Here is a 21,777-nt window from a genome sequence, read left to right on the forward strand (position 1 = left end):
CGAATGTAGCTCAGTTGGTTAACGCGCTACCCACCTTAAATCCTAACTAATACGACAAACACCCGCGGTGTTTATAAATTCGTTTAAACAAAAACGCCCTCGTATTACTTATTTATTAATGCAGTTTGTTATTTAAAGCCAAATTAAGCCATTACTTAAAGGCGATAATTTTGTTTGATTTATATACTATTTGTTTACAATTTGATTATAATCGCTTAGTGGGTTTTTAAAGTGAGTTTAGGTATGGTGCGGGTTGGTATATTAACAGTATTCTTTTTCTGTGCTTTGTTTAGCCCGCTAGCATATGCTTATACACTTAATAACAACATTACCCTAGAGGATGATAACCTGTGGCGCCCTGTCACAGCATTCAATGCGTCTCCTTCTGCACAGCAAGTAATTACATCTTATAAAAACGCTAGTGAAACGAGTAACCTGCTCGGTAAAAGTGGCGCTGTAATAACAAAAATTGCGCTAAATAACCCCACCACTGGAGATTGGTATGTGTTGCCGCAAGCCAATTTTATCGACGTTGGTTTAGCCTATTGGCAAACCGAACAGGGGGATATAGTTAAGCTTGCTGATTTTTCGCAGTCACACGTTAATCAACCGGCTATTTTAATGCATGGACAAGCATTTAAACTGCCCTTCTATGCGCCAAGCAGTGGCTATTTATGGATATATTTAGAAGCCAAACACTATCCAACGCCGGTTGATTTAAGTATTTTAAGCGAAGGTGCATTTTTGCATCATCAGTTTTATATAAACTCATTAAGCCTTATTACTATTTCTGTCATGCTCACTTTAGCAATGATGGCCTTTGTAATGTTTTTAAGAGTAAAGCAAAAAGTGGCCTTGTTTTGTGCTGGGTATGTCGGTTTGCACGGTCTTGGCTGGGCGTTTGCTTCGGGCGCTGTAAATACAATTTATGCCAGCCCCTCTTTTAATAAACATTACTTAGGTATTTATTTATTTGCCTTTGCTGTAAGTTGCGCAGCAGCATTTACCTACTACCTGTTTAATTTCGATAAAGAAAAAGCCAATAAGCTTGGGAGTGCTTTAAAATACTTTACCGTTAGCGCATTTGTATGCGGTATCTGCAGCCTATTTATGCCCTTTTATTTAGTGTTTTATATCGCGCACTTTTTAGCAGCTGTATGGGTTATGCTTAGCTTAACCACCGGGTTTGCTATGCTTAGCCTGAACGATTTTAGAGCCAAGTATTTTTTATTTGGAAATATGCTCTATAGCCTGTCATTAGTAGTATACGTTGCGTTTCATTTTGATTTAATAAATGCGACCTCATCAGAAATACTTGTGCTGCTAGCCTTAGCAATAGATTGTGTGTGTATTGTGCTGTCTTTGTCTGAGTGGCTAAAGTTAAAACAGCATGAATTTAGTACCTTGTTACATGAATCTCGCTTTGATCCTCTAACCCAAGTAGGCAACCGACTACTATTAAATGATGAGCTGATTAAACTTGCACACAGTGCTTACATCATTGTGTTTATAGATTGTGATGGAATAAAAAAAATAAACGATGCGCTTGGGCACGCTAAAGGTGATACTTTTTTAATAAATGCAGCAAAATTAATGACACAGCATCTAGCGCAAGACGGCACCGTATTTAGAACCGGGGGCGATGAATTTATTTGGTTATGTAAAGTCAAAAACAAATCACACCTTCCCCAACTAAAAACCACACTTACCCAGAAGCTCACCGCATTACATCGCACTATTCAACAGCAATGGCCGCAATCTGGTATTAGTTATGGCATAGCATCTAGCGATGAGTGCCAAAGCCATACCGAGTGTTTAACCTTAGCGGATCAGCGTATGTATAACTTAAAATCAGCCCATAAACTTAAAGCAAGTTAAGCTACTAACCTCCTCAACCACCTTTTTCGCCACTTACCCTTTTATTTTACTCGAAGTCTCTGCTAGGTACGCTCATGTATACGCGAATCACTGCATGCATGTGTGTCGCCCTTTGTTCGCGAGTATGAAATTTATTAAACAGTGTAATAGTACAAAACAAACAAGAACAAAGTTATAATGGCGCTAATTTGTCAGGCGAATAAAGCTATAAATAACACGATTAAATTACACCAATAGGAGTTGTACATGGAACATATTATTTCGGGCGTGGCTAAGTTTCAAAAAGAAGTTTACCCATCAAAAAAAGCAGCGTTTCAAAAACTAGCCAATGGTCAAAACCCAGAAGTGTTATTTATCACCTGTGCCGACTCGCGTATCGACCCTAACCTAGTGACTCAAACTGAACCCGGTGAATTATTTATTTGTCGTAACGCGGGCAATATTATCCCGCCACATAGTAATCAAACCGGCGGTATGACAGCCTCAATTGAATTTGCGGTGGCTGCACTGGGCGTATCACACATTATTATTTGTGGGCACTCGGATTGTGGCGCAATGAAAGGCGCTATAAATACTGAAGGTTTATCAAGCTTACCGCACGTTAAAGAGTGGCTTGGCCACAGCCGCGTAGCAACTGAAGTTGTAAAAGAAAAATGCGGTTGCGCAGAGCTAAACAATAACGACCACCTAGGCTTAGTAATTGAAGAAAACGTAGTACAACAACTACAGCATATAAAAACACACCCTGCTGTGGCTGCAAAAATTGCAACCGGTCAAGTTAAGCTACACGGTTGGGTATATGATATAGAATCTGCAGAAATTAAAACCTACGATGAAGCAACGGGCAGCTTTAAACCTGTTGAAGATACCGATGTAGAAACCCTAGCAAAACAAAGCAAGTAAAGCGGCTTTACAGTATTAATGCGCTTACTGTTATCTGAAAATAACAAAGCGCATTTTTTATTTATAGCCTAAACGCTTACCCCTCGTTATTAGTTAACGGCACAAATGCACTTTTGCTGACTAAACAGCACTTTGTAGCCTCATTATGTGCACTCCCATAGTGCTAGCCCCGCACCAAAACAACTCAAATATGCGTAAGTAAAACCATTTAAAAGTAATGTAGCTATTAAAAAACAAACACTTATAAAAATGGCCGTGTTTTTGCTTATACGATAACCATACCGTTCGTTATTAAAACGACACACATTTAGGTTGTTATGACCACAGGCAAAGAAGCCCGCTCGCAGTTGCATTAATTTGTAACTGTGGCGGGCTTTTTTGTTTTTAAATTAAACCGTCATTGAGGGGATACCAATGCAAACACCAACAAAAATACTCATTATTGGTAATGGGATGGTTGGGCACCATTTTGTAGAGCAAATGCGCCAAAGCGACGCTAACGCGCACATTACCGTACTGTGTGGAGAAGCAAATTTAGCTTATGACCGTGTTTACTTATCCAGCGTGTTTGATGGTAAAACAGCCGCCGATTTAGCCCTAACCACCTTTGATAATTATCAGCAGTTAAATATAAATGTGCATACTAACCAGTGGGTTAATGAAATAGATAAAACAAACAAGGTAGTTAGCACTCAAACCGGTGATAAATTTAATTACGATAAACTTATTTTAGCAACAGGGTCGTACCCGTTTGTGCCGCCAATTAAAGGGAATGACCAACCCCATTGCTTGGTTTACCGTACCCTAGAAGATTTAGAGCAAATAAAAGCAAGCGCTGCACAAAGTAAAAGTGGCGTAGTGATAGGTGGCGGCTTGTTAGGGCTTGAAGCAGCCAATGCAATTAAGCAACTTGGGCTTGATACTCATGTAGTTGAGTTTGCACCCCAACTTATGGCGGTACAACTTGATGAACAAGGTGGTACGCTGTTAAAAAACAAAATTGAAAAATTGGGCGTAAGCGTGCATACCGCTAAAGCCACCAGCGAAATAGTAAAAGGCGAAACGAGCCGTTACAGATTAAATTTTTCAGATGACACGTTTTTAGAAACCGACCTAATTTTGTTCTCGGCCGGTATTCGCCCATACGATGAGCTTGGCAAAGTGGCCGAACTTGAATTAGGACAACGTGGCGGCATTGTAATTAATAACCAATGCCAAACATCAAACCCAGATATATATGCTATTGGCGAATGTGCCTTGTGGGACAAAAAGCTTTTTGGCTTAGTTGCTCCGGGATATAACATGGCTCGCGTGGTTGCAAGTCAACTTACAGGCGGCGAACTTGAGTTTTTAGGCGCCGATATGAGCACAAAATTAAAACTACTCGGGGTAGAGGTAGGCTCAATTGGTGATGCCCACGCTAAAACCCCCGATTGCAAAAAGTTAATTTATCAAGATCCTATTCGTGATTGTTATAAAAAAATTATTTTAAATGAGGCAGGCAACAAGTTATTAGGCGCAGTGCTTGTTGGCGATACTAGCGATTACGACACACTGTTGCAGTACATGTTAAACGACATGGAATTACCCGAACACCCTGAGTGCCTCATTTTACCTGATAGCGAAGGAGCACCTGTTTTAGCGGGAAATGCCCTGCCCGATACCGCCACTATTTGTTCGTGCCACAATGTAAGTAAAGGCGACATTGTGGGTGCAATTGATGGCGGCTCATGCGATTTATCTGCAGTTAAAGCTTGTACCAAAGCCGCCAGCGGCTGTGGTGGTTGTGCCGCATTATTAAAATCGGTAGTCGACAGTGAACTTCAAAGCCGTGGGGTTGAAGTTAACAACCATGTGTGTGAACACTTTGCTTTTTCGCGCCAAGAGTTACTGCATTTAGTAAAAGTAGAAAGCATTAAAACTTTTGATGATTTGCTCGCTAAACATGGCAGCGGTCATCACGGCTGTGAAATATGCAAACCTGCAGTGGCCTCTATTTTAGCTTCAACGTGGAATGAGTTTATTTTAGAACCCGCTCATGTTGGCCTGCAAGATACCAACGACACTTACCTTGCAAATATGCAAAAAGATGGCTCTTACTCTGTCGTTCCCCGAATAGCGGGTGGCGAAATTACCCCCGACAAACTTATTGTTATTGGCCAAGTCGCCAAAGACTTTAACCTGTACTGTAAAGTAACCGGTGGGCAGCGTATCGACTTATTTGGCGCACGCCTTGAAGAGCTCCCTATTATTTGGGAAAGACTTATTGCAGCCGGTTTTGAAACCGGTCACGCTTATGGTAAATCGCTCAGAACCGTTAAATCGTGTGTTGGCAGTACGTGGTGTCGCTATGGCGTACAAGACAGTGTTGGCCACGCGATTGCGATTGAAAACCGCTACAAAGGTTTACGCGCCCCGCATAAATTTAAAATGGCCGTATCGGGTTGTACCCGCGAGTGCGCTGAGGCACAAAGCAAAGATATAGGCGTAATAGCAACCGAAAATGGTTGGAACTTATACGTATGTGGAAATGGCGGTATGCGCCCGCGCCATGCTGATTTATTTGCTACCGATTTAGATACCGAAACACTCATTAAATACATTGACCGCGTGATCATGTTTTACATTAAAACCGCCGATAAACTGCAGCGCACCTCAGTGTGGATGGAAAATTTAGAGGGCGGGTTAGATTATTTAAAAAGCGTAGTAATAGACGACAGCCTAGGTATTTGCCATGAGCTTGAAACCCAAATGGCGCTTATAACTAAAACTTACGCCTGCGAATGGAAAAAAGCAGTCGAAAGTCCAGAGGCTTCAAAACGGTTCCGCCAATTTATTAATAGCCCAGATGCTGATAGCAATATTTTATTTGTACAAGAGCGCAACCAAATTCGCCCTGCAACTGAGTCTGAAAAACGTAACCAGCAAAATTCGACAAACCGTATCCCCGTAATGGAAATTGAGCAGGAGCAAGCTGATGTATTGGCATAAAATTGGAACAACCGACGACCTAGTTGCTAATAGTGGCGTATGCGCATTAGTAAACAACCAGCAAGTGGCCATATTTTATGTTCCACAAAATAGTGAGCCTGTGTTAGCCATTAGCAACTACGACCCGATAGGCAAAGCCAATGTACTATCGCGCGGCATTATTGGCTCTATTGATGGAAAATTAGTAGTGGCCTCCCCTTTGTATAAGCAACATTTTTGTTTAAATACTGGCGAATGCCTAGAAGCAGAGGCAATACAGCTCCCCGTATTTGAAGCCAAAATAGACAATGGCAATGTCTTTGTTAGCGCTGAGCCAAAAGCCATTACAGCGTTAGCATAAGGAGTAATAAAATGAGTGTTCTTTCGTATTTTTCGGGTATTGAAAGCCCATGGCTAAACAAGTTTGTTAATAAACTCACTCAAGATACAAAGCACAAAGCTAAACATCAAAAAAACGGCCACGTGTATTTAATAGGGGCAGGCCCGGGCGATGCTGAGCTTATAACGGTGAAAGCGCAGCGCCTGATTGCAGCAGCCGACGTGGTATTGTACGACAGCCTAGTTAGTGAAGCGCTTTTAAATACACTGCCTAGACATGCGCAGCGAGTGTATGTAGGTAAACGCGCAGGCAAGCACTCTATGCCACAAGCTGCCATTAGTGACCTATTAGTAAAATACGCACAACAAGGGTTTAAAGTTGTTCGTTTAAAAGGTGGCGATCCGAGTATTTTTGCGCGCATTAATGAAGAAGCCAACGCCCTATCAGAGCACAATATTAATTTTGCTATTGTCCCAGGCGTTACCACGGCGTGTGCAGCCTCGGCTTATACTGGTATACCGCTCACTGCTCGCGATGTGGCTCGAAGTGTTACATTTTTAACGGCACAATTTGCCGATCCTAATAAACTCCCTAATTGGCACAACTACACCTATGTAAAAGGCTCTAACAACCCCACGCTAGTCGTCTATATGGGATTAGGACGTTTAAACGCATTAAGTACTGGTTTGCAATCGGTTGGCTGGCCTAAAACAACCCCTATCGCATTGATAGAAAATGCCACCACCAACAAGCAAAAAATAATAACCAGCACGCTTGAGAAAATTACTAGCGAGAGTGCGGTGCACACATTAACGGGCCCTACGCTAATTATGGTTGGCGAGGTAATAAATCATCAAATGGCTATCAGCCCAGCGTTGCTGCAATGTAGTAACGCATAAATTCCCCCTCTGGTGTTTGCTCTGTGCAGTTTACAGAGTAAACACTTTTTTCCCCTCGTTCATGAAGGGCGCAATCGAGTGCAAAAACAACTATTTTTGCACCAAAAAGGTTTATTCCTGTAATAAGGACAGATAAGTTAAAATGGGAACAAATAACAAGTATGGCTTTAAGCAGCTGTTTTAATTTAATTTTAAATTCAATCGAAAATTTTTTAAATGATTGGAACAGTGGTTGCACTTTATATACAAAAAAGTGTGGAACAAGTCCTATGTTATCGAGCAATCCTCTCACAAAACAGTTTTTATTAGCAGCAAAATACCAAGAAATTCATGCCTTAAAACAGCTTCAAAAAAGCTGTGCATCGCTTACTAAACTGGGCGATTTTATACACCAGTTACAAAAAGAGCGTGGCATGAGCAATATTTACTTAGCCTCTAACCGCAAACGTTTTGCTTCGCAGTTAAAACAACAAATTAGCTTAACAGAGCAAACGCAAACGCAGTTTTACCACTCAATTAAAACGACCTTTATTACCGATAACGCCGACACGGGCCACACCCGTTTGTACAATTTAATTACCCATAGTTTGCAATCGTTAGAGGCGCTGCCAGAGCTGCGACAACAAATAGCAAATCAAAAAATTACCCCTGTGCATGCAACTCAATCGTACACGCAGCTTATTTCGTGTTTGCTAAATATAATTTTAGAAGCCGCCGATGGCGCAAGCGACCCGCGCGTTACACGATTGCTAGTGGCTTATTTTAATTTTATGCAAGGTAAAGAATACGCTGGACAAGAACGTGCCTGTGGCGCGCAAGCGTTTGCATCAAGTAAGTTTACCGTGGAGCAAAAACAACAGCTTGCTCATTTTGTTCAACAACAGCATCACAGCTTTACGTTTTTTAACGAATACGCCGACGAACACGTATTAAAATGCTATCGCTCGTTAACTGATCACCCCGTAAATAAGCAAGTGGATCAGCTACGGGGGCTTTTACAAAATTTAGATGACGAAAATGCGCAGCCGCTTTCTCAGCTTAGTGAGGTGTGGTACGAGGTAACAACAACGCGTATCGATATTATGCACAAAATTGAGCAAAACCTCAGTGACTACCTTATTGACACTGCAGCAATGCAAATTGCTCAGGCGCAGCGCACTTTAAATTCAAATAAACAGGTTATAAGCAGTCTTGAAGAACAATACATGCCAATGACCGACGGCCAACTCGCGTTTAAACAAAATACCCCCCAAAATACCGCTGCTAATAAACTCAATAGTAATAAAAGCATGTACGACTTAATCATGGAGCAAAGCCAACATATTAAGCAAATAAATCAGGCTTTAGTTGATGCTAAACGGGTAATAACAGAACAAAAAATAATACATCAGGCAAAGTATATTTTAATAGAGCAGCTAAGCCTTAGCGAAGAGCAAGCTCATAAAAAGTTGCAAAAGCAAGCAATGGACTCGCACTGCTCGCTTTATAATATTGCGCAAAAAATTGTAGAGCTAAGCGATTAAAATCGGGCGTATGGTTAGCGCCCAAAACCGCCTTAAAGTAAGGGTTTTAAAAAGCGGTTTTTACGAGGTAAGTAATAATCGTCGTAATCAAGCGACACAATAATACGCTCTGCTTTGCCAAGTAGTTCGCTGCGGGGGATTAAACCAATAACACGCGAGTCAGCACTGTGGTCGCGGTTATCACCCATTGCTAAATAATAATCTTCAGGAATAGTTATTTTATTAAAACCCGATAGCTGCGAAGGCGTATGCGCAACACGAATCGTGTGTTTGTGGCCATTTAAATCTTCTATTTTATCTAAAGAATCAATATTGCTTTGCAAGTTATTGTATTTAAGTTTAACGCCATTAATTTCTAGCTCGTTGTTATAAAGCGCTACCGTATCGCCTGGCACACCAATTACGCGTTTAATTAACCGGTTATCATCAGCTTGTGAGTCAAATACAATAATATCGCCTGTTTGTGGGTCGGCCAATTTAACTAAAGGAATATGCGTAAAAGGGATGCGTATATCATAAGCCATTTTATCGGTTAATATTCTGTCGCCTTCTAAAATGGTGGGTTTCATCGAGCCTGTCGGTACTTCATACCAATCGGCAACTGCGCTTCTAAACACGCTCATCAGCGCAATAAATAAAATTAATGAACGGTTATTTTTCCAAAATTTATAAAGTGGCTTCATACCTAGTCCCTACCTATCATAAGTAATAGTATGACTAGCTTAATACAGAGCAGTTCAATGAATAATGTAACAAAAAGTGTGGTGATTTTAGGTAGAATTACCAAGGCTTATGCCTTGGTAAGGGGTAATTTGTGAAGCTTATTGCTGGTTTAGCTTGTCTTTCGCTTCTTTTACTTTTTCAAAGTCTAGGCCGAGTTCGTCGGTGGCTTCTTTAATTAAGTGCGGCTGAGTCATCACCACGGCCATTAACTGCTGTAGTTTTTCAGGCGGAATACCAAGCTCTTGTACTAATGCCATTGCCATCATTGGGTTTTGTGTAAAGGCTTCGAACAATGCTTTTACTTTTTCGTCGCTTACATTGTGCTCTTTAAGTATTGCTAGTATTGGGTTCATTTTTAACCTTGTAAGTTTTGTACGTATTTTATATTTACTAAATTATATTAGCTGAGCCATGCATTAACAACGCCAACACACGCCTCAGTGTTACATTGGGTGGTTATTCTACAAGTAATACCACTTTACCGGCATTTTCATTACGCTCTAAAATAGCATGCGCTTCGTTAGCATCGCTCCACGGTAGTGTTTTATACACGTTAAAGTCGTACTTTTTAGTAGCAATATCATTGTAAAAACGCGCAACTAGGTCATCGCGTAATTGGCGTTTAAACTCAATGCTACGGTTTCTAAGTGTTGATGCATGAAACGAAATACGTTTACGTAATAGCGCTGCAAAATCAACCTCAGCAAAACGCCCATCTAAAAAAGCGAGCATAATAATTTGGCAATCCATGGCAGCAATAGCCGCATTTTTATTTAAATAACTGCCCGAAACAGGATCTACAATTGCATTTGCTAAAAGCTCATTTGCTTGCATATATTCTACAAAGTCAGTTGTTTTGTAATTAATGGCATGATCGGCGCCAAGGGCTTTTGCATGCTCGCATTTTTCATCTGAGCCGGCAGTAATAACCACCGTTGCACCTGCACTTTTAGCCATTTGAATAGCCGCACCGCCTACACCACTTGCCCCTGCATGAATAAGCGCTGTTTGGCCTTGTTGTAATTTACCAAGTTCAAAAAGCGCACCAAATGCTGTGAGGTACACTTCGCTAATAGCTGCACCTTCAACCATGGTTAAATCATCTGGCAATACCATTAATTGTTTAGCATCTATGGCAACGTACTCGCTGTAAGCCCCGCCTGCGCACAAGCTAAAAATACGTTTATTAAGCCAGCTTTTATCAACATCAAAACCAAGCTCAACCACTGTGCCTGCGCACTCTAAACCTAAAATGGGGCTATCCCCAGTTGGTGCTGGGTATTTACCTTGGCGCTGCATGCAATCAGCGCGATTTACACCTATAGCAGACACTTTTACTAGCACTTCGTGGCTTTTTAAAACCGGTTTATCGGTTTCACTAAATGCAAGGGTGCCACCCTCATGAGAAATATATTTCATTAATGCTCCGTATTTAGCCTTTTAATTAGGGCCTGTTAACCTTTCAGGATTAAAATTTGTTCAATCTAGGGGCCATTTAATCGCGGCGCGAGGTTTGTAACCTAGTGGGCTAAGTAAAAGCCGAGCAAAGCTTCCGCGTCCTGCTCACGCCCCTTACCTACATCCATGTAGGCAACAAAGGGTAAATGGCCCCTAGGCAGAAACCCTTCGGGCAGCGCCTGTTTGGCATTTATGCTACGTTATCGCCTATTTATGGGGAACAACCACACTACATAGGCTCTGCCTTGCCTAATTACCAAACAGACGGCTGCAAATTTAACCTCGAAAGATAAACAGGCTCTAGCTAGACATGGGGTTAGTTATTTTTATTTAAACCGCCAGCTTTGTTTATACGGGTATACGTCAGGTAAAAAGCCTGATTTAATTTGTTGTTGGCAAGTTTGCCAAAAATCAGCTAAAAACAGATCGTTATGTTCGCAGTTAAAATAGTTAAATGCTGTTTCGTTTGCGCTAAAAAACACCTTAAACTGACTGGGGAAAATATCGTTTTCTGCTATATCAAAATAACTGTTGGCGCTTAGCTCCTCTAGGTCGTTTTGTGCACTAGGTACATCTCTAAAGTGGCAATCAGTCAATGGGCAAATTTCATCAAAGTCGTAAAAAACAACGCGCCCCCAACGGGTTACGCCAAAGTTTTTCATTAGCATATCGCCTGGGAATATATTTGCGCCGGCTAAGTCTTTAATCGCTTTACCGTAATCGGTCATAACCTGTTGTAATGCTTTGTTAGAGCAGTGATTAATGTATAAATTAAGCGGCGTCATTTTTCGCTCAACATACACATGCTTTAAAATAAGCGCCTTACCCGATATAACCATACTACTGCCAATTTGTGATTTCATTTGCTTAAGTAACTCGTCGCTAAAGCGGCTGAGGTCGAACGCTAAATACCTAAATTCGTGTGTATCTACTAAGCGCCCTACACGGTCGGCTTGCTTTACAAAGTTGTACTTGGCTTTTACTTGCGCTTTGGTGGCTGTTTTTGGTGCACTAAATTTATCTTTTATTACTTTATAAACGTAGTCTAGCCCTTCAATGGTAAATACCAGCATAACCATGCCGGGAGTACCAGGTGCTGTCACGTATTTAAAATTAGTAGGGCTATTTTTAGTGGTATCAACTTTGTAACGATAAAACTCTGTTTTAGCGTGCTTAATAAAGCCAATGGCGTTAAATAACTCAAAGCGTTTTTTATGTGGCATCAGCACGCTTAAGTAATCTACGTAACGCGCGGGTTGGTCGGTATCAACCATAAAATAGGTACGAGCAAAACCAAACAGTAAACTTAACTGATCGGCGCCCATCATTACGGCATCAAGCTTTAACCCTTTATTAGTATTTAATATGGCGATAGCAAAAGGCATATTATCGCCATTTTTAGCGATACAGCGCCCTATTAAGTAGCAGGCTTTGTTTCTAAAAAATAATGAATTTGCGTATTCTATAAACCCGTCGTTTAAATTTATAAGCTCATACACTTGTTTGCATTGTTGCTTTGCACCGGCCATTAACGTTGTTTGCAATGCCTGTAAATCGGCGTTTAATTGACTAAAAGGTACTCTAAATGCTTGGCGGGTAATGAGCGTTTTTACAGCGTGGTTAAACCCATCTTTAAACGATATTCTGCTTACTAAATTTTCATACGAACGCGGCTCGCTTCTGTATTTTGCTTTTAATACAAACAAATGTACGGTACGAATTTTTTTATCGTCCCAAATTGCACCAAAGGTAGAATTAAAAAAGGTATGCGCTATGGGTTTATTTTCATGATTTTGCACCATATCGCCGTATATATTTTTAGCTAGTTGCCATGTTTGCGGGCAACTCAGTTCAGCGTAAGCAATTACTCTCACAGCTTCACTGACATTTTTTACTTCCCGTTCGTACACTTGTAAGCGTTCGCGCATGGCAGTTTGCACATCGTGATATTTTTGTTGTTCAAACCGGCTTTGCGCACCTAGCGTAATATTTAAAAACTGCGCAAACATTGCTTCAAAGCCTGCAAAAACAGCGCGGGCCAACTTAGTAGCAATAACTTGCTGTAGCGCATTATTGGATTGATTAGTTAACGATTTTGACATGATTGCAGCACTTTTATTTTTACCACTTATAGCGGTTATTTTTTATTAATTGTTTACACCTTAGCAAGCAGGCTTTAATTTAGGTAATTAATAAAGCATATAAATAAAATTGATCATATGAATATACGTAACGTCGATCTCAACTTATTAGTGTACTTAAATGTGCTCATTGATGAAAAAAGTGTTTCAAAAGCGGCCAATAAACTCGCACTAACACAACCTGCCATGAGTAACGCACTTAAACGATTACGTGATTTATTTGACGACCCACTACTTGTGCGCGCCGCAGGCTCTATGACCCCCACCAGCAAAGCACTTAGCTTAAAGCCTGAAATAGAGTCTCTTTTAAAAATGGCAGAGGCGATTACTCAGCCCAGTGAGCAATTTAACCCAGCAACGGCAGAGGTGACTTTTAGAATAATGGCAAACGACTACATGGAGTCGACTTTAATTGCCCCCTTTATTACTGAGCAGTTAACTAAAAACCCAGGGGTTAATTTTGATGTACTTAGTCCAAGCGATGTAAACCTGCAAGACATGGAAAAAGGCACTATTGATTTAGCCATAAACCGTTTTAATGGCTTGCCTCGCTCGTTTCATCAAGCCAGTGTTTGGCGCGATAATTACTGCTGTTTAACCCACCCTAAAAATACGTTTTTACAGCATTCAAGCCTTGATGATTACCTACAAAAAGAACATGTTTGGGTAAACCGTGCAGGCTGGGGGCCAGAAGCTGCCGTTACCAATAAGTCTGGCAAGCAAAAACTAGGCTGGGTAGATGAAGCACTTTGGCAGCTAGAGCAAACGCGTAAAATACGGGTGTTTACACGCCACTACATGATTGCAAGTTTGCTATGCCAATCAGAGCAACTTATTGCTACTTTACCGCGCAGGCAGGCTAAATTATTAACCACACATACCGATTTAGTCATTAGCCCAGTACCGTTTCAAATAGTCCCTATTGAGGTAAAAATGATATGGAGCCCACTGCTTCACCATGCTCCCGCACACCAGTGGTTACGCCGTGAGTTGCTTGAGTTTGCTAAAACAATTGCGGATAGGTAGTTTGTTATTCCCCGTTCATCAGGCGCTAGCGTTTTCAAAAATTGGCATGATGTTTTCGATCAACTTTTTGCAGAAGTATACAATGATCAACAAACTTAATAATAAGAATACCGAGATAGCAAATATAATTTTTACTGTCTTTCAAAAGTCCTATGCTATCGAAGCTAATTTAATAGAGGCACTTAACTTTCCTCCTTTGGCACGTAATACTGAAGATATTAAAAAGTCAGAAACAACCTTTTATGGCTTCACCGAAAATGAATGTTTAGCAGCGGTTATTGAAGTAGATACAAACAGCCAGTGTTTAGATATATGCAGCTTAACTGTTGACCCTAGTTATTTTAAAAAAGGTATCGCAAGTAAGCTAATAAATTATGTTTTAGAAATGAGTGATTTATCTTATGCAAGAGTTGAGACTGCGGTTGCTAATACTCCTGCAATAAATTTATATAAAAAGCATGGCTTTGTAGAGTTTAAAAGATGGACACCGTCACATGGTATAGAAAAGCTAGCTATGTCGGTTGTCACTTAAAGCATTATTAAAGAAACAGATTAATACAAATGGATAGTGCATCAATAATTGCGAGGAGTGTTATGTTTGGCGGTATAGGTATTGTGCAGCTTATTGTCAGCGCTATTTTGAGAACCATTCTCTACTTTATTAAAATTTAATATTACTGCAGTTAAATAAAATGAATGCTCAAATAAAAAAGCGCCATGGTATTCAACTTTGGGAAAATACCATGGCGCTTTTGAAATCGTAGAAATAGGAGTGAACCCTACCCTTTATATTTAGCAACCTTGATGCCAACCCACCACAAAAATAAAAAACATTTAAAATCAAACATCTAATTAAGTTATGCTTTTAATTATCATTTAGTGTGTCCCAGTTTTGTGCATTTTTATAGGTTTTTGCACCACTTTAATTAAGCATGCTAAGTGGTTTTTGGTTTGTTGTCATTTACTATTGATAAAATCAATGTCAGTTATTGAAAACAACAATTTCATTAATAATACACTTAGCGCTAAAGTGAAGTTAAGCCAACAAACTAAGAGTAATGATTATGACAACATCAAGCTTCACACAACAAGACGGGTTATTTATTGACACTAATTTACATCAGTTTATTACCCAGCAGTTATGCACTAAAACCAATGCAGCTGAGACATACCAAGCACTTGCTACCTTGGTTGATGAGTTTGGTTGTAAATGCCGTAAAACAAAGCACCAACCCGATGACATTTTAGAAGTAGATACGCTACTGCATGCGTACCAGCGTAAAAACCACCCGCTTTGCCATGTAGATGCACAAACAACCGAGGCAGTACTTGATGAATACTGCTGCCAAGTACCGGCTATTATTGTAGTTGCATTAATGGATACGCTTAGCGGTACTCAGTGCGATGAACCTAATGCACACGATATTTACCACCGCGCTGCACAGCTTACTAATCGCCCATGTGTACACAAGGCAAAAACAGCCACAGCGGCCTAATAATGGAGTTGCTTAAAAATACTCGATAACCTTTTGTGCAAAGTCACTGCAGCTTAGGGTTGTCGAGTTATTAATATTTTGCGTTAAATCAAAGGTTACATTACCGCTTTTGAGTGCTTGTTCGAGCGCTTGTTCAATCAGCGTTGCTGCCTCATCCCAGCCCATAAACTTAAGCATTAAAACGGCACTTAAAATACTGCTACTTGGATTTGCTTTGTTTTGCCCTGCTATTCTCTCAAACGTACCATGAGTTGGTTCAAAAAATGCCACATCGTTATTTAAATTAGCAGCCGGCATAATGCCCACTCCGCCAACTTGTGCGCTGAGCATATCAGCTAAAAAATCGCCATTTTGGTTTGTGGTTGCTACCACATCAAATTGCTCTGGGTTCATTAAACATTGTTGCAACATGTTATCGGCTATCACTTCTTTAATAATTAAAGGCGATTTATTAGCGCGTGCTATTTCAAGCCAGCGTCCGTTTTCGTGTGGGGTAGCGTTAAACTCATTTTGCGCTAAGGCAAACCCCCAACGTTTAAAGGCACCATCGGTAAATTTAAGTACGTTTCCTTTATGCACAAGCGTTAACGATTCGCTGTTATTTTTAAGGGCATAATTAATTGCATAGCGTACTAGGCGCTCGGAGCCTTCTTTAGATATATTTTTTATACCTATGCCACAGTCTTGAGAAAACCTTAGGCGCGTTACTCCCATTTCTTCACATAAAAAGTCGAGCATTTTCTCGCTCTCTACGCTGCCAGCTTGCCACTCTATTCCTGAATATACATCTTCGCTGCTATCACGCAGCACTGTTATGTTAGTTAAAAATGGATTTTTTAACGGCGATGGCAACGCACTTAGCCCTTTAACAGTGCGCATATTTACAAATAAATCCATCTCGTGCCTTAGCGCCACATTTAATGAGCGAAAACCGCCGCCAAGAGGTGTAGTTAGCGGCCCTTTAATTGCTATTTTACACGCACGTACTGCGTTAATCGTCTCCTCTGGGAACCAATCGCCATCATATAACTTTGCTGCTTGCTCGCCGTTATATACTTGCATCCAGTGAATTTTTCGCTCCTTTACATAACAGTGTGTAATGGCATTATTCACCACATGCTGCATGGCAGGTGTGACCTCTTGCCCAACCCCGTCACCATTAATATAAGCAATAATAGGGTTTACAGGCACATGCCATTGGCCTTTAGCATCAATAGTAATATTTTGTCCGTGCTCAGGAATTTTAATATGCTGATAAGCCATGGTTAATACCTATACTAAAAATAGTGTTACCTAATTAAATCATGCTTGATTGAGCATGTATGCAATTTGCTTTTTATAATTGATATTAGTTAAAAAAATAACGAATAACATGTGCTTAATTACGTAAATAGTGGGTCTAGTATCAAGCGCGTATTTAGGAGGTATAAATGAAATTATTTTGGCTGTTATTGCTATTAATGTGCTCTTTAAAAGCCTCAGCTGTTGATGTGGTTATTCATAATTTAGACGCACTGACTACTAAGGGTCAAAAAACGGTAGCTACTTGGGTAAATCAAAGCCTTAAAAAAACACAAAATACCTTAGGCCCATTACAACAAAGCACCCTCCCTATTTATTTAAAGCCACAATATTTTGCTTTTGAACCCGTGCCATGGGCTAGCATAAAACGAAATAATCCCGATGGATTAGAGCTGCATATTGACCGCTACGCAAGTTTAAATGCATTTACAAAAGATTGGACGCTTTACCATGAGCTTTCACATTTATATTTGCCACTACTGCCTTACTCTGGCTTTTGGTTAAGCGAGGGGTTTGCCAGTTACATGCAAAACGTAATAATGCGCAACAGCGGTGTCATTAGCCAAGCGCAATTTGTTCAGCGCCTAAACGCAGGGTTTGATCGAGCACGCTTACAAACTAAAACAAAGCAACAGCCACTTAATAAACTTTCAAGTGATATGTGGAAGCAACGTGCACAACAGCGGGTTTATTGGACAGGAGCTGCATTTTTTGTAGAAGCCGATTTAGCCCTTCACAAACAAGGTAAAAGCGTTGCCGCTATAATAAAGCAATACCAACTATGCTGCAGAGCTGCGCGCACAAGTGCTAAAACGCTCATAAAAGAGCTAGATAAGCTCTCACGCAGTAGTATTTTTACTACCTTGTACGCGCAATATAATACGCGCACTGACTTTCCTGTTATTACTAAAACGCAGTTAAATACACTTTAAGTACTTTTAATAAGTGCGCAATACTCATCATATGCTTTTACATTGTAATTAGTAGAGTAAGCATTCATAAAAGCATGTAAAAACGGTGTTTTGTTACACGTAACTTGGCTTTTACTGGCTAAAGCACTTATCACTTCATCTACATTAAAATGCATTTCGGTATGTGGAAAAATAAACGTACAAGGTACTTTTGCCGCAATATCTAAATGATTTCTAATTTGTGAAGGGTAAAAGCCAATGAGCTTTTTTAGGTGTGGATTGCCTGTTAATAACTGTGCGCGCCACGCGGCACTTGCGCCTGCACTAAACCCTATACAGGCTGTTGGCTCTGTAAGGTTATTAAATACATTTAAGAGCTTAGCTACGTAATTGTCATGGCCACAGGAATTTATAAATTTATTATAATAATACTTTTCACTATCAAGGGGTTGCAGTTCTCCTTTGTAGGGGTCTATAACCTCTGTATTGCCTTGCATAATATCTAACAACCTCACTAAAGGTGCTGTTACACCATAAATATCGCTGACTATTATGTAATTCATACTTACCTTTTTAAGGTTAAAATCCATGCGTTTAAGCAGTTGATAAAATTAAGTATAAATAATTTTTAAATAAATAGCTTGCACACATTTTTTATTTAGGTTACCTTTCTTCTCTGGTTTTAAAAACCACCGCGGTTAACCTTTTTACCCTGATCCAGTAAGCCCCGCAAAACGTTTATTTTAAAGCTAAGTTATTGTACGGCGAGAACCCCTATTAATACCTTGATGATTTTTTTAATATCATCGCAAAAGTGTCATAAAGATCGTCAACACTGTAATGAAGCTAAACACAACATCGTTAATTTATTAACTGCATTTGGCTATAAAAAATAGCGCAGAGTAAATAACAAGAATAAAGTGAGTTTTATTATGTCTTATAAATACAATGGATCTATGATCCAAATTGCCCATCCGGTGCAATCAATTTCTGTAAACAAACAACGTGTTATTTTTAGTGATACACAAGGTTTGAAAAACGCAATGTTTCAAAAAGCAAGCGAAGCGCGCGAATTTGTAAAATGGTTAAAAGCCAACTAATCATTGCGAGCAATTAACTGCTTAAGCAGTTAATGTTAATAAAATGTGCCAGCTTTGTAGCTGGCATTTTACTTTGTTGCACTTAATTGACTACAATAGCGATACTTTCATTGTTTTAGGTAATTGTAGTAATGCTCCGTGCATTTTTGTGTATCACCTTATATTTAAGCATTTCTTCAGTCAGTTACGCCAATACGATTAACTGGCTAACACACGACTTTGCGCCCTATTACATTTTAAATGGAAAATACCAACACCAGGGGCGTGATGAAAGCGTTATAACCTTACTCGAGCAACAACTTGCGCACATCACGTTTAATCGCCTTGTTATCCCCTCTGGCAAAGTTACGCAAGAACTGGCCAACAAATCGGCCACACATTGTGCCCTATCACTTTATAAAAATGCATTTAGAGAAAAGTTTATTCACTTTAGCGAGCAAAGCTCAACCACGGGCCTTTCACCTTCCATTGCTATGCATAAAGGTTTGGCGCATTCACTAGAAGTGCCTAACTCAGAGCCGGTGTCGTTGCAGGATTTACTAGCAGAAAAAAAACTCACGTTAGGTGTATCTATGAACCGCTCATACGGCGAGCAACTCGACAGTGTAATAAATAACACCCCCGATGTTGATATTGTTATTCGGCCAACGCGCAATAGTTTAGCCAGCCTTACCTATATGCTTAATTTAAAGCGCTTAGATATTTTATTAGGTTACCCAAGTGAGCACCATTACTTAGCTAAATCTATGTACTTTGAAGAAAACCTAACTCAGCGAGCGATTGTTGAAGCGCCACCGTTAAGTTATGGCTATATTGGCTGCACTAAAAATGAGCAAGGAGCTAAAAATATTCAACTATTAGATGAGCAATTAAAAAAAATTAAGCAAACCGAGCAATACCATCAAGTAATGTTACGCTGGTTACCCCCACATTTAAAACCCTTATTAGAATCAAGAATTCACGCCACAAAAAACAAAAACGCCACTAACTAAAGTGGCGCTTTAATTTAATCTACGCTTTATTATTTACGCACACCTTCAATAGACAGCCCAATATCAACATGGGTAGACGCTGGGCCTAAATTATAATCAATGCCGTAATCGGTGAGTTTTAAACTGGTTTCGCCCTCAAAACCAGCACGGTAGCCACCCCAAGGGTCTTGCCCTTCTCCTACTTTATCCATTTCAAACGTAATGCGTTTAGTTACGCCATGTAAAGTAAAGTCACCCGTTACAGTGGCTGTATCATCATCGGTAAATTTCACATCGGTGCTTTTAAATGTTGCTGTTGGGTATTTATCTACATTTAAAAAGTCTTTACCTCGTAAGTGTTTATCACGCTCAGCATGGTTAGAGTCTAAACTTGCAGTATCTATATTTACTAAAATATTAGACCCTGTTTGCGTTTTAGCGTCGTAACTAAAGCTGCCATCAAAACGGTTAAATCGCCCGTGTAGCCAGCTGTAGCCTAAATGCTTAATTTTAAAGGTAACAAATGCATGCGCCCCTTGCGTATCAATTACATAATCTGCTGCATTTGCAGTGGCCGATAACATCATTACACCCGATAGAGCTGCACTTACTAGTCGTTTTTTCATGTTAGTATTCCTTTGGTTTGATCATTCTTGTTAAGGTTTTATCTTTATCAATAAAGTGGTGCTTTAATGCCCCCAGTGCATGCAAAACAGCCAAGCCAATTAATGTACACGCACCGTAGTAATGAATTTTTCCGGCAATATCGGCTTGTCCATCAAAGTTATAATCCAGAGCTGGTACATTAAATATCGAAAAAACGGCGATTGCTCTGCCATCGGCGGTAGAAATCAAATAACCCGCCACTACAATGACTGCTAAAATTAGGTACATAACAATATGCGCGGTATTTGCAATGTGGTTTACTGTTTTATTTTGACTAAGGGGGCGAGGTTTGGGGCTGAATACGCGCCACAAAATTCTAAAAATAAGCACTGCGGCTAGCGTTATACCTATACTTTTATGTAAATCCAATGAGCCTTTATACCAGCTATCGTAATAGGTTAGCTCAACCATGTATAAGCCCAAGCCAAATAAACCAAACACGGTCAAAGCCATCAACCAGTGTAAAATAATGGCAATAAGGCCATAAAATGTGGGCGTATTTTTAAACATGTGGGTTCCTCTAAATTCAATAATTTAAGAATATAGAGGGTGAAGAAAAACTAAAATAGCGTATACAAACAGCATCTGTGCATATACGCACATACAACTTGAGCTACAGGTTTTTGCTAGTTAGCTATTAGGCGTGTCGGTAAGGTTTATGTAAATTAAGCTATCAGGTGAGACTTGCAAACAGCTAATTAAGCCTTCTTTTATAAGCTCAAGCATAGCAATAAAGCTAACCACTACACCGCTTCGCCCTTCACTAAGGGTGAATAAATCGTTAAACGGCAGCGCTTTTTTTGCGTTACTCAGCTGGGCTAAAATTTGGCTCATCCGCTCACGGGTAGAGAGGATTTCTGCTGTCACTTGGTGATGCTCAAATGTTTTGGCGCGCGCCATCACGTCGCTCAGTGCTAACATTAAATCTTTTAACTCAAGCTCTGGCAGGTTTTGAGCGGTATTTTCAATAACCGGCATAGTTGCATGTGCTACGAAAATATCACGGCCTACACGGGGGATGGCATCTATATTTTCGGCTGCTTTTTTAAACTGCTCGTATTCTTGTAAACGCTTGATCAGTTCTGCGCGGGGGTCTTCCTCTTCTTCGAGCTCCTCGTGCACAGGCAATAACAGACGCGATTTTATTTGTGCCAATAACGCTGCCATTACTAAGTACTCACCGGCAAGCTCTAACTGAAACTCACTCATCATTTCTACATAACTGACATATTGCTCAGTAATGCTAAAAATAGAGAGTTCGAGCACATCTAACTTGTGCTTTTTTATTAAATACAGCAGTAAATCAAGCGGTCCTTCAAAGGTTTCCAAAATAATTTCAAGTGCATCGGGCGGAATGTATAAATCTTCAGGTTTATCTACAACGGCTTTGCCATGCAAAAAAGCCAGTGGCAGCTTTTGCTGCACTGGCTCACTTTGAGTCTTTTTTTCGCCCTGTGTTGAATCACTCAC

21 protein-coding genes are annotated in these 21,777 nt (G+C 40.1%); 12 read left to right on the top strand and 9 right to left on the bottom strand.

Translation table 11 applies throughout. The features are described 5' to 3' along the window. Positions 1-231 precede the first annotated feature (231 nt). From CWC04_RS06625 to CWC04_RS06655, 6 genes are all read left to right on the top strand, one after another. On the top strand, positions 232-1,878 hold the full coding sequence (locus CWC04_RS06625) for a sensor domain-containing diguanylate cyclase (protein WP_249326069.1): 1,647 nt from the start codon (positions 232-234) through the stop codon (positions 1,876-1,878). A 246-nt stretch (positions 1,879-2,124) separates the two neighbouring features. Further along, positions 2,125-2,781: a carbonic anhydrase gene (locus CWC04_RS06630; protein WP_055255729.1), complete on the top strand. Its 657-nt coding sequence runs from the start codon at positions 2,125-2,127 to the stop codon at positions 2,779-2,781. A gap of 414 nt (positions 2,782-3,195) precedes the next feature. After that, positions 3,196-5,772: a nitrite reductase large subunit NirB gene (nirB, locus tag CWC04_RS06635; RefSeq protein WP_138684944.1), complete on the top strand. Its 2,577-nt coding sequence runs from the start codon at positions 3,196-3,198 to the stop codon at positions 5,770-5,772. Continuing rightward, a complete protein-coding gene (nirD, locus tag CWC04_RS06640; protein ID WP_024033472.1) occupies positions 5,759-6,112 on the top strand; it encodes a nitrite reductase small subunit NirD in 354 nt (117 codons plus the stop codon). The genes nirB and nirD overlap by 14 nt, the downstream gene beginning before the upstream one ends. A gap of 11 nt (positions 6,113-6,123) precedes the next feature. Continuing rightward, positions 6,124-6,990, top strand: a complete 867-nt coding sequence (cobA, locus tag CWC04_RS06645; protein ID WP_138684945.1) for a uroporphyrinogen-III C-methyltransferase — start codon at positions 6,124-6,126, stop codon at positions 6,988-6,990. Positions 6,991-7,259: 269 nt separating this feature from the next. Next, complete coding sequence (locus tag CWC04_RS06655) at positions 7,260-8,513, top strand: nitrate regulatory protein (protein ID WP_138684947.1); 1,254 nt, start codon at positions 7,260-7,262, stop codon at positions 8,511-8,513. Positions 8,514-8,545: 32 nt separating this feature from the next. Here the strand turns inward: CWC04_RS06655 and lepB are convergent, their stop codons facing one another. The 4 genes from lepB to aceK form a co-directional block, all read right to left on the bottom strand. Further along, the gene (gene lepB, locus CWC04_RS06660; RefSeq protein WP_138684948.1) at positions 8,546-9,196 is read right to left on the bottom strand and encodes a signal peptidase I; all 651 of its coding nucleotides are present in this window, start codon (positions 9,194-9,196) and stop codon (positions 8,546-8,548) included. Positions 9,197-9,334: 138 nt separating this feature from the next. Next, positions 9,335-9,589, bottom strand: coding sequence for a DUF2999 family protein (locus tag CWC04_RS06665; protein ID WP_004586776.1), 255 nt, complete (start codon positions 9,587-9,589; stop codon positions 9,335-9,337). Positions 9,590-9,692: 103 nt separating this feature from the next. Further along, positions 9,693-10,655 (bottom strand): zinc-binding dehydrogenase, encoded by a 963-nt coding sequence (locus CWC04_RS06670; RefSeq protein ID WP_138684949.1) that lies wholly within the window; start codon positions 10,653-10,655, stop codon positions 9,693-9,695. A 365-nt stretch (positions 10,656-11,020) separates the two neighbouring features. Beyond that, positions 11,021-12,796: a bifunctional isocitrate dehydrogenase kinase/phosphatase gene (aceK, locus tag CWC04_RS06675; RefSeq protein WP_138684950.1), complete on the bottom strand. Its 1,776-nt coding sequence runs from the start codon at positions 12,794-12,796 to the stop codon at positions 11,021-11,023. A gap of 117 nt (positions 12,797-12,913) precedes the next feature. Between aceK and CWC04_RS06680 the strand changes: the two genes are divergently transcribed. The 3 genes from CWC04_RS06680 (at position 12,914) to CWC04_RS06690 (ending at position 15,357) form a co-directional block, all read left to right on the top strand. Then, the gene (locus tag CWC04_RS06680; protein WP_064385020.1) at positions 12,914-13,861 is read left to right on the top strand and encodes a LysR family transcriptional regulator; all 948 of its coding nucleotides are present in this window, start codon (positions 12,914-12,916) and stop codon (positions 13,859-13,861) included. 82 nt (positions 13,862-13,943) lie between these two features. After that, entirely contained in the window at positions 13,944-14,393 is a 450-nt protein-coding gene (locus tag CWC04_RS06685) for a GNAT family N-acetyltransferase (protein ID WP_004586780.1), read from the top strand. Positions 14,394-14,925: 532 nt separating this feature from the next. Beyond that, on the top strand, positions 14,926-15,357 hold the full coding sequence (locus tag CWC04_RS06690) for a hypothetical protein (RefSeq protein WP_138684951.1): 432 nt from the start codon (positions 14,926-14,928) through the stop codon (positions 15,355-15,357). A gap of 12 nt (positions 15,358-15,369) precedes the next feature. Here CWC04_RS06690 and icd read toward each other — a convergent pair whose 3' ends face one another. Next, positions 15,370-16,620: an NADP-dependent isocitrate dehydrogenase gene (icd, locus tag CWC04_RS06695; protein ID WP_138684952.1), complete on the bottom strand. Its 1,251-nt coding sequence runs from the start codon at positions 16,618-16,620 to the stop codon at positions 15,370-15,372. Between the two features lie 167 nt (positions 16,621-16,787). On the opposite strand from icd, the gene CWC04_RS06700 reads away from it, so the two are divergent. Next, complete coding sequence (locus CWC04_RS06700) at positions 16,788-17,591, top strand: M61 family metallopeptidase (protein ID WP_138684953.1); 804 nt, start codon at positions 16,788-16,790, stop codon at positions 17,589-17,591. Here the strand turns inward: CWC04_RS06700 and CWC04_RS06705 are convergent. Further along, positions 17,588-18,133 (bottom strand): dienelactone hydrolase family protein, encoded by a 546-nt coding sequence (locus CWC04_RS06705; RefSeq protein ID WP_138684954.1) that lies wholly within the window; start codon positions 18,131-18,133, stop codon positions 17,588-17,590. The genes CWC04_RS06700 and CWC04_RS06705 overlap by 4 nt on opposite strands. A gap of 369 nt (positions 18,134-18,502) precedes the next feature. Here CWC04_RS06705 and CWC04_RS19660 point away from each other — a divergent pair, with 369 nt between their 5' ends. Together CWC04_RS19660 and CWC04_RS06710 are read left to right on the top strand one after the other, a co-directional pair. Continuing rightward, entirely contained in the window at positions 18,503-18,670 is a 168-nt protein-coding gene (locus tag CWC04_RS19660; RefSeq protein WP_024033460.1) for a hypothetical protein, read from the top strand. Positions 18,671-18,801: 131 nt separating this feature from the next. Beyond that, positions 18,802-19,662: a transporter substrate-binding domain-containing protein gene (locus CWC04_RS06710; RefSeq protein ID WP_126007357.1), complete on the top strand. Its 861-nt coding sequence runs from the start codon at positions 18,802-18,804 to the stop codon at positions 19,660-19,662. Between the two features lie 29 nt (positions 19,663-19,691). Here the strand turns inward: CWC04_RS06710 and CWC04_RS06715 are convergent, their stop codons facing one another. The 3 genes from CWC04_RS06715 to CWC04_RS06725 form a co-directional block, all read right to left on the bottom strand. Beyond that, entirely contained in the window at positions 19,692-20,267 is a 576-nt protein-coding gene (locus CWC04_RS06715; RefSeq protein WP_138684955.1) for a YceI family protein, read from the bottom strand. Between the two features lies 1 nt (position 20,268). Continuing rightward, positions 20,269-20,817, bottom strand: a complete 549-nt coding sequence (locus CWC04_RS06720; protein WP_138684956.1) for a cytochrome b — start codon at positions 20,815-20,817, stop codon at positions 20,269-20,271. Between the two features lie 120 nt (positions 20,818-20,937). Beyond that, entirely contained in the window at positions 20,938-21,777 is an 840-nt protein-coding gene (locus CWC04_RS06725; protein WP_004586788.1) for a segregation and condensation protein A, read from the bottom strand.

The organism is Pseudoalteromonas sp. S2893, assembly GCF_005887105.1.
Taxonomy (GTDB): domain Bacteria; phylum Pseudomonadota; class Gammaproteobacteria; order Enterobacterales; family Alteromonadaceae; genus Pseudoalteromonas; species Pseudoalteromonas atlantica.

Coding starts and splice junctions, on each gene's coding strand:
- CWC04_RS06630 (WP_055255729.1), top strand. CDS start 2,125: ATGGAACATATTATTTCGGGCGTGGCTAAGTTTCAAAAAGAAGTTTAC.
- nirB (WP_138684944.1), top strand. CDS start 3,196: ATGCAAACACCAACAAAAATACTCATTATTGGTAATGGGATGGTTGGG.
- nirD (WP_024033472.1), top strand. CDS start 5,759: ATGTATTGGCATAAAATTGGAACAACCGACGACCTAGTTGCTAATAGT.
- cobA (WP_138684945.1), top strand. CDS start 6,124: ATGAGTGTTCTTTCGTATTTTTCGGGTATTGAAAGCCCATGGCTAAAC.
- CWC04_RS06655 (WP_138684947.1), top strand. CDS start 7,260: ATGTTATCGAGCAATCCTCTCACAAAACAGTTTTTATTAGCAGCAAAA.
- lepB (WP_138684948.1), bottom strand. CDS start 9,196: ATGAAGCCACTTTATAAATTTTGGAAAAATAACCGTTCATTAATTTTA.
- CWC04_RS06665 (WP_004586776.1), bottom strand. CDS start 9,589: ATGAACCCAATACTAGCAATACTTAAAGAGCACAATGTAAGCGACGAA.
- CWC04_RS06670 (WP_138684949.1), bottom strand. CDS start 10,655: ATGAAATATATTTCTCATGAGGGTGGCACCCTTGCATTTAGTGAAACC.
- aceK (WP_138684950.1), bottom strand. CDS start 12,796: ATGTCAAAATCGTTAACTAATCAATCCAATAATGCGCTACAGCAAGTT.
- CWC04_RS06680 (WP_064385020.1), top strand. CDS start 12,914: ATGAATATACGTAACGTCGATCTCAACTTATTAGTGTACTTAAATGTG.
- CWC04_RS06685 (WP_004586780.1), top strand. CDS start 13,944: ATGATCAACAAACTTAATAATAAGAATACCGAGATAGCAAATATAATT.
- CWC04_RS06690 (WP_138684951.1), top strand. CDS start 14,926: ATGACAACATCAAGCTTCACACAACAAGACGGGTTATTTATTGACACT.
- icd (WP_138684952.1), bottom strand. CDS start 16,620: ATGGCTTATCAGCATATTAAAATTCCTGAGCACGGACAAAATATTACT.
- CWC04_RS06700 (WP_138684953.1), top strand. CDS start 16,788: ATGAAATTATTTTGGCTGTTATTGCTATTAATGTGCTCTTTAAAAGCC.
- CWC04_RS06705 (WP_138684954.1), bottom strand. CDS start 18,133: ATGAATTACATAATAGTCAGCGATATTTATGGTGTAACAGCACCTTTA.
- CWC04_RS19660 (WP_024033460.1), top strand. CDS start 18,503: ATGTCTTATAAATACAATGGATCTATGATCCAAATTGCCCATCCGGTG.
- CWC04_RS06710 (WP_126007357.1), top strand. CDS start 18,802: ATGCTCCGTGCATTTTTGTGTATCACCTTATATTTAAGCATTTCTTCA.
- CWC04_RS06715 (WP_138684955.1), bottom strand. CDS start 20,267: ATGAAAAAACGACTAGTAAGTGCAGCTCTATCGGGTGTAATGATGTTA.
- CWC04_RS06720 (WP_138684956.1), bottom strand. CDS start 20,817: ATGTTTAAAAATACGCCCACATTTTATGGCCTTATTGCCATTATTTTA.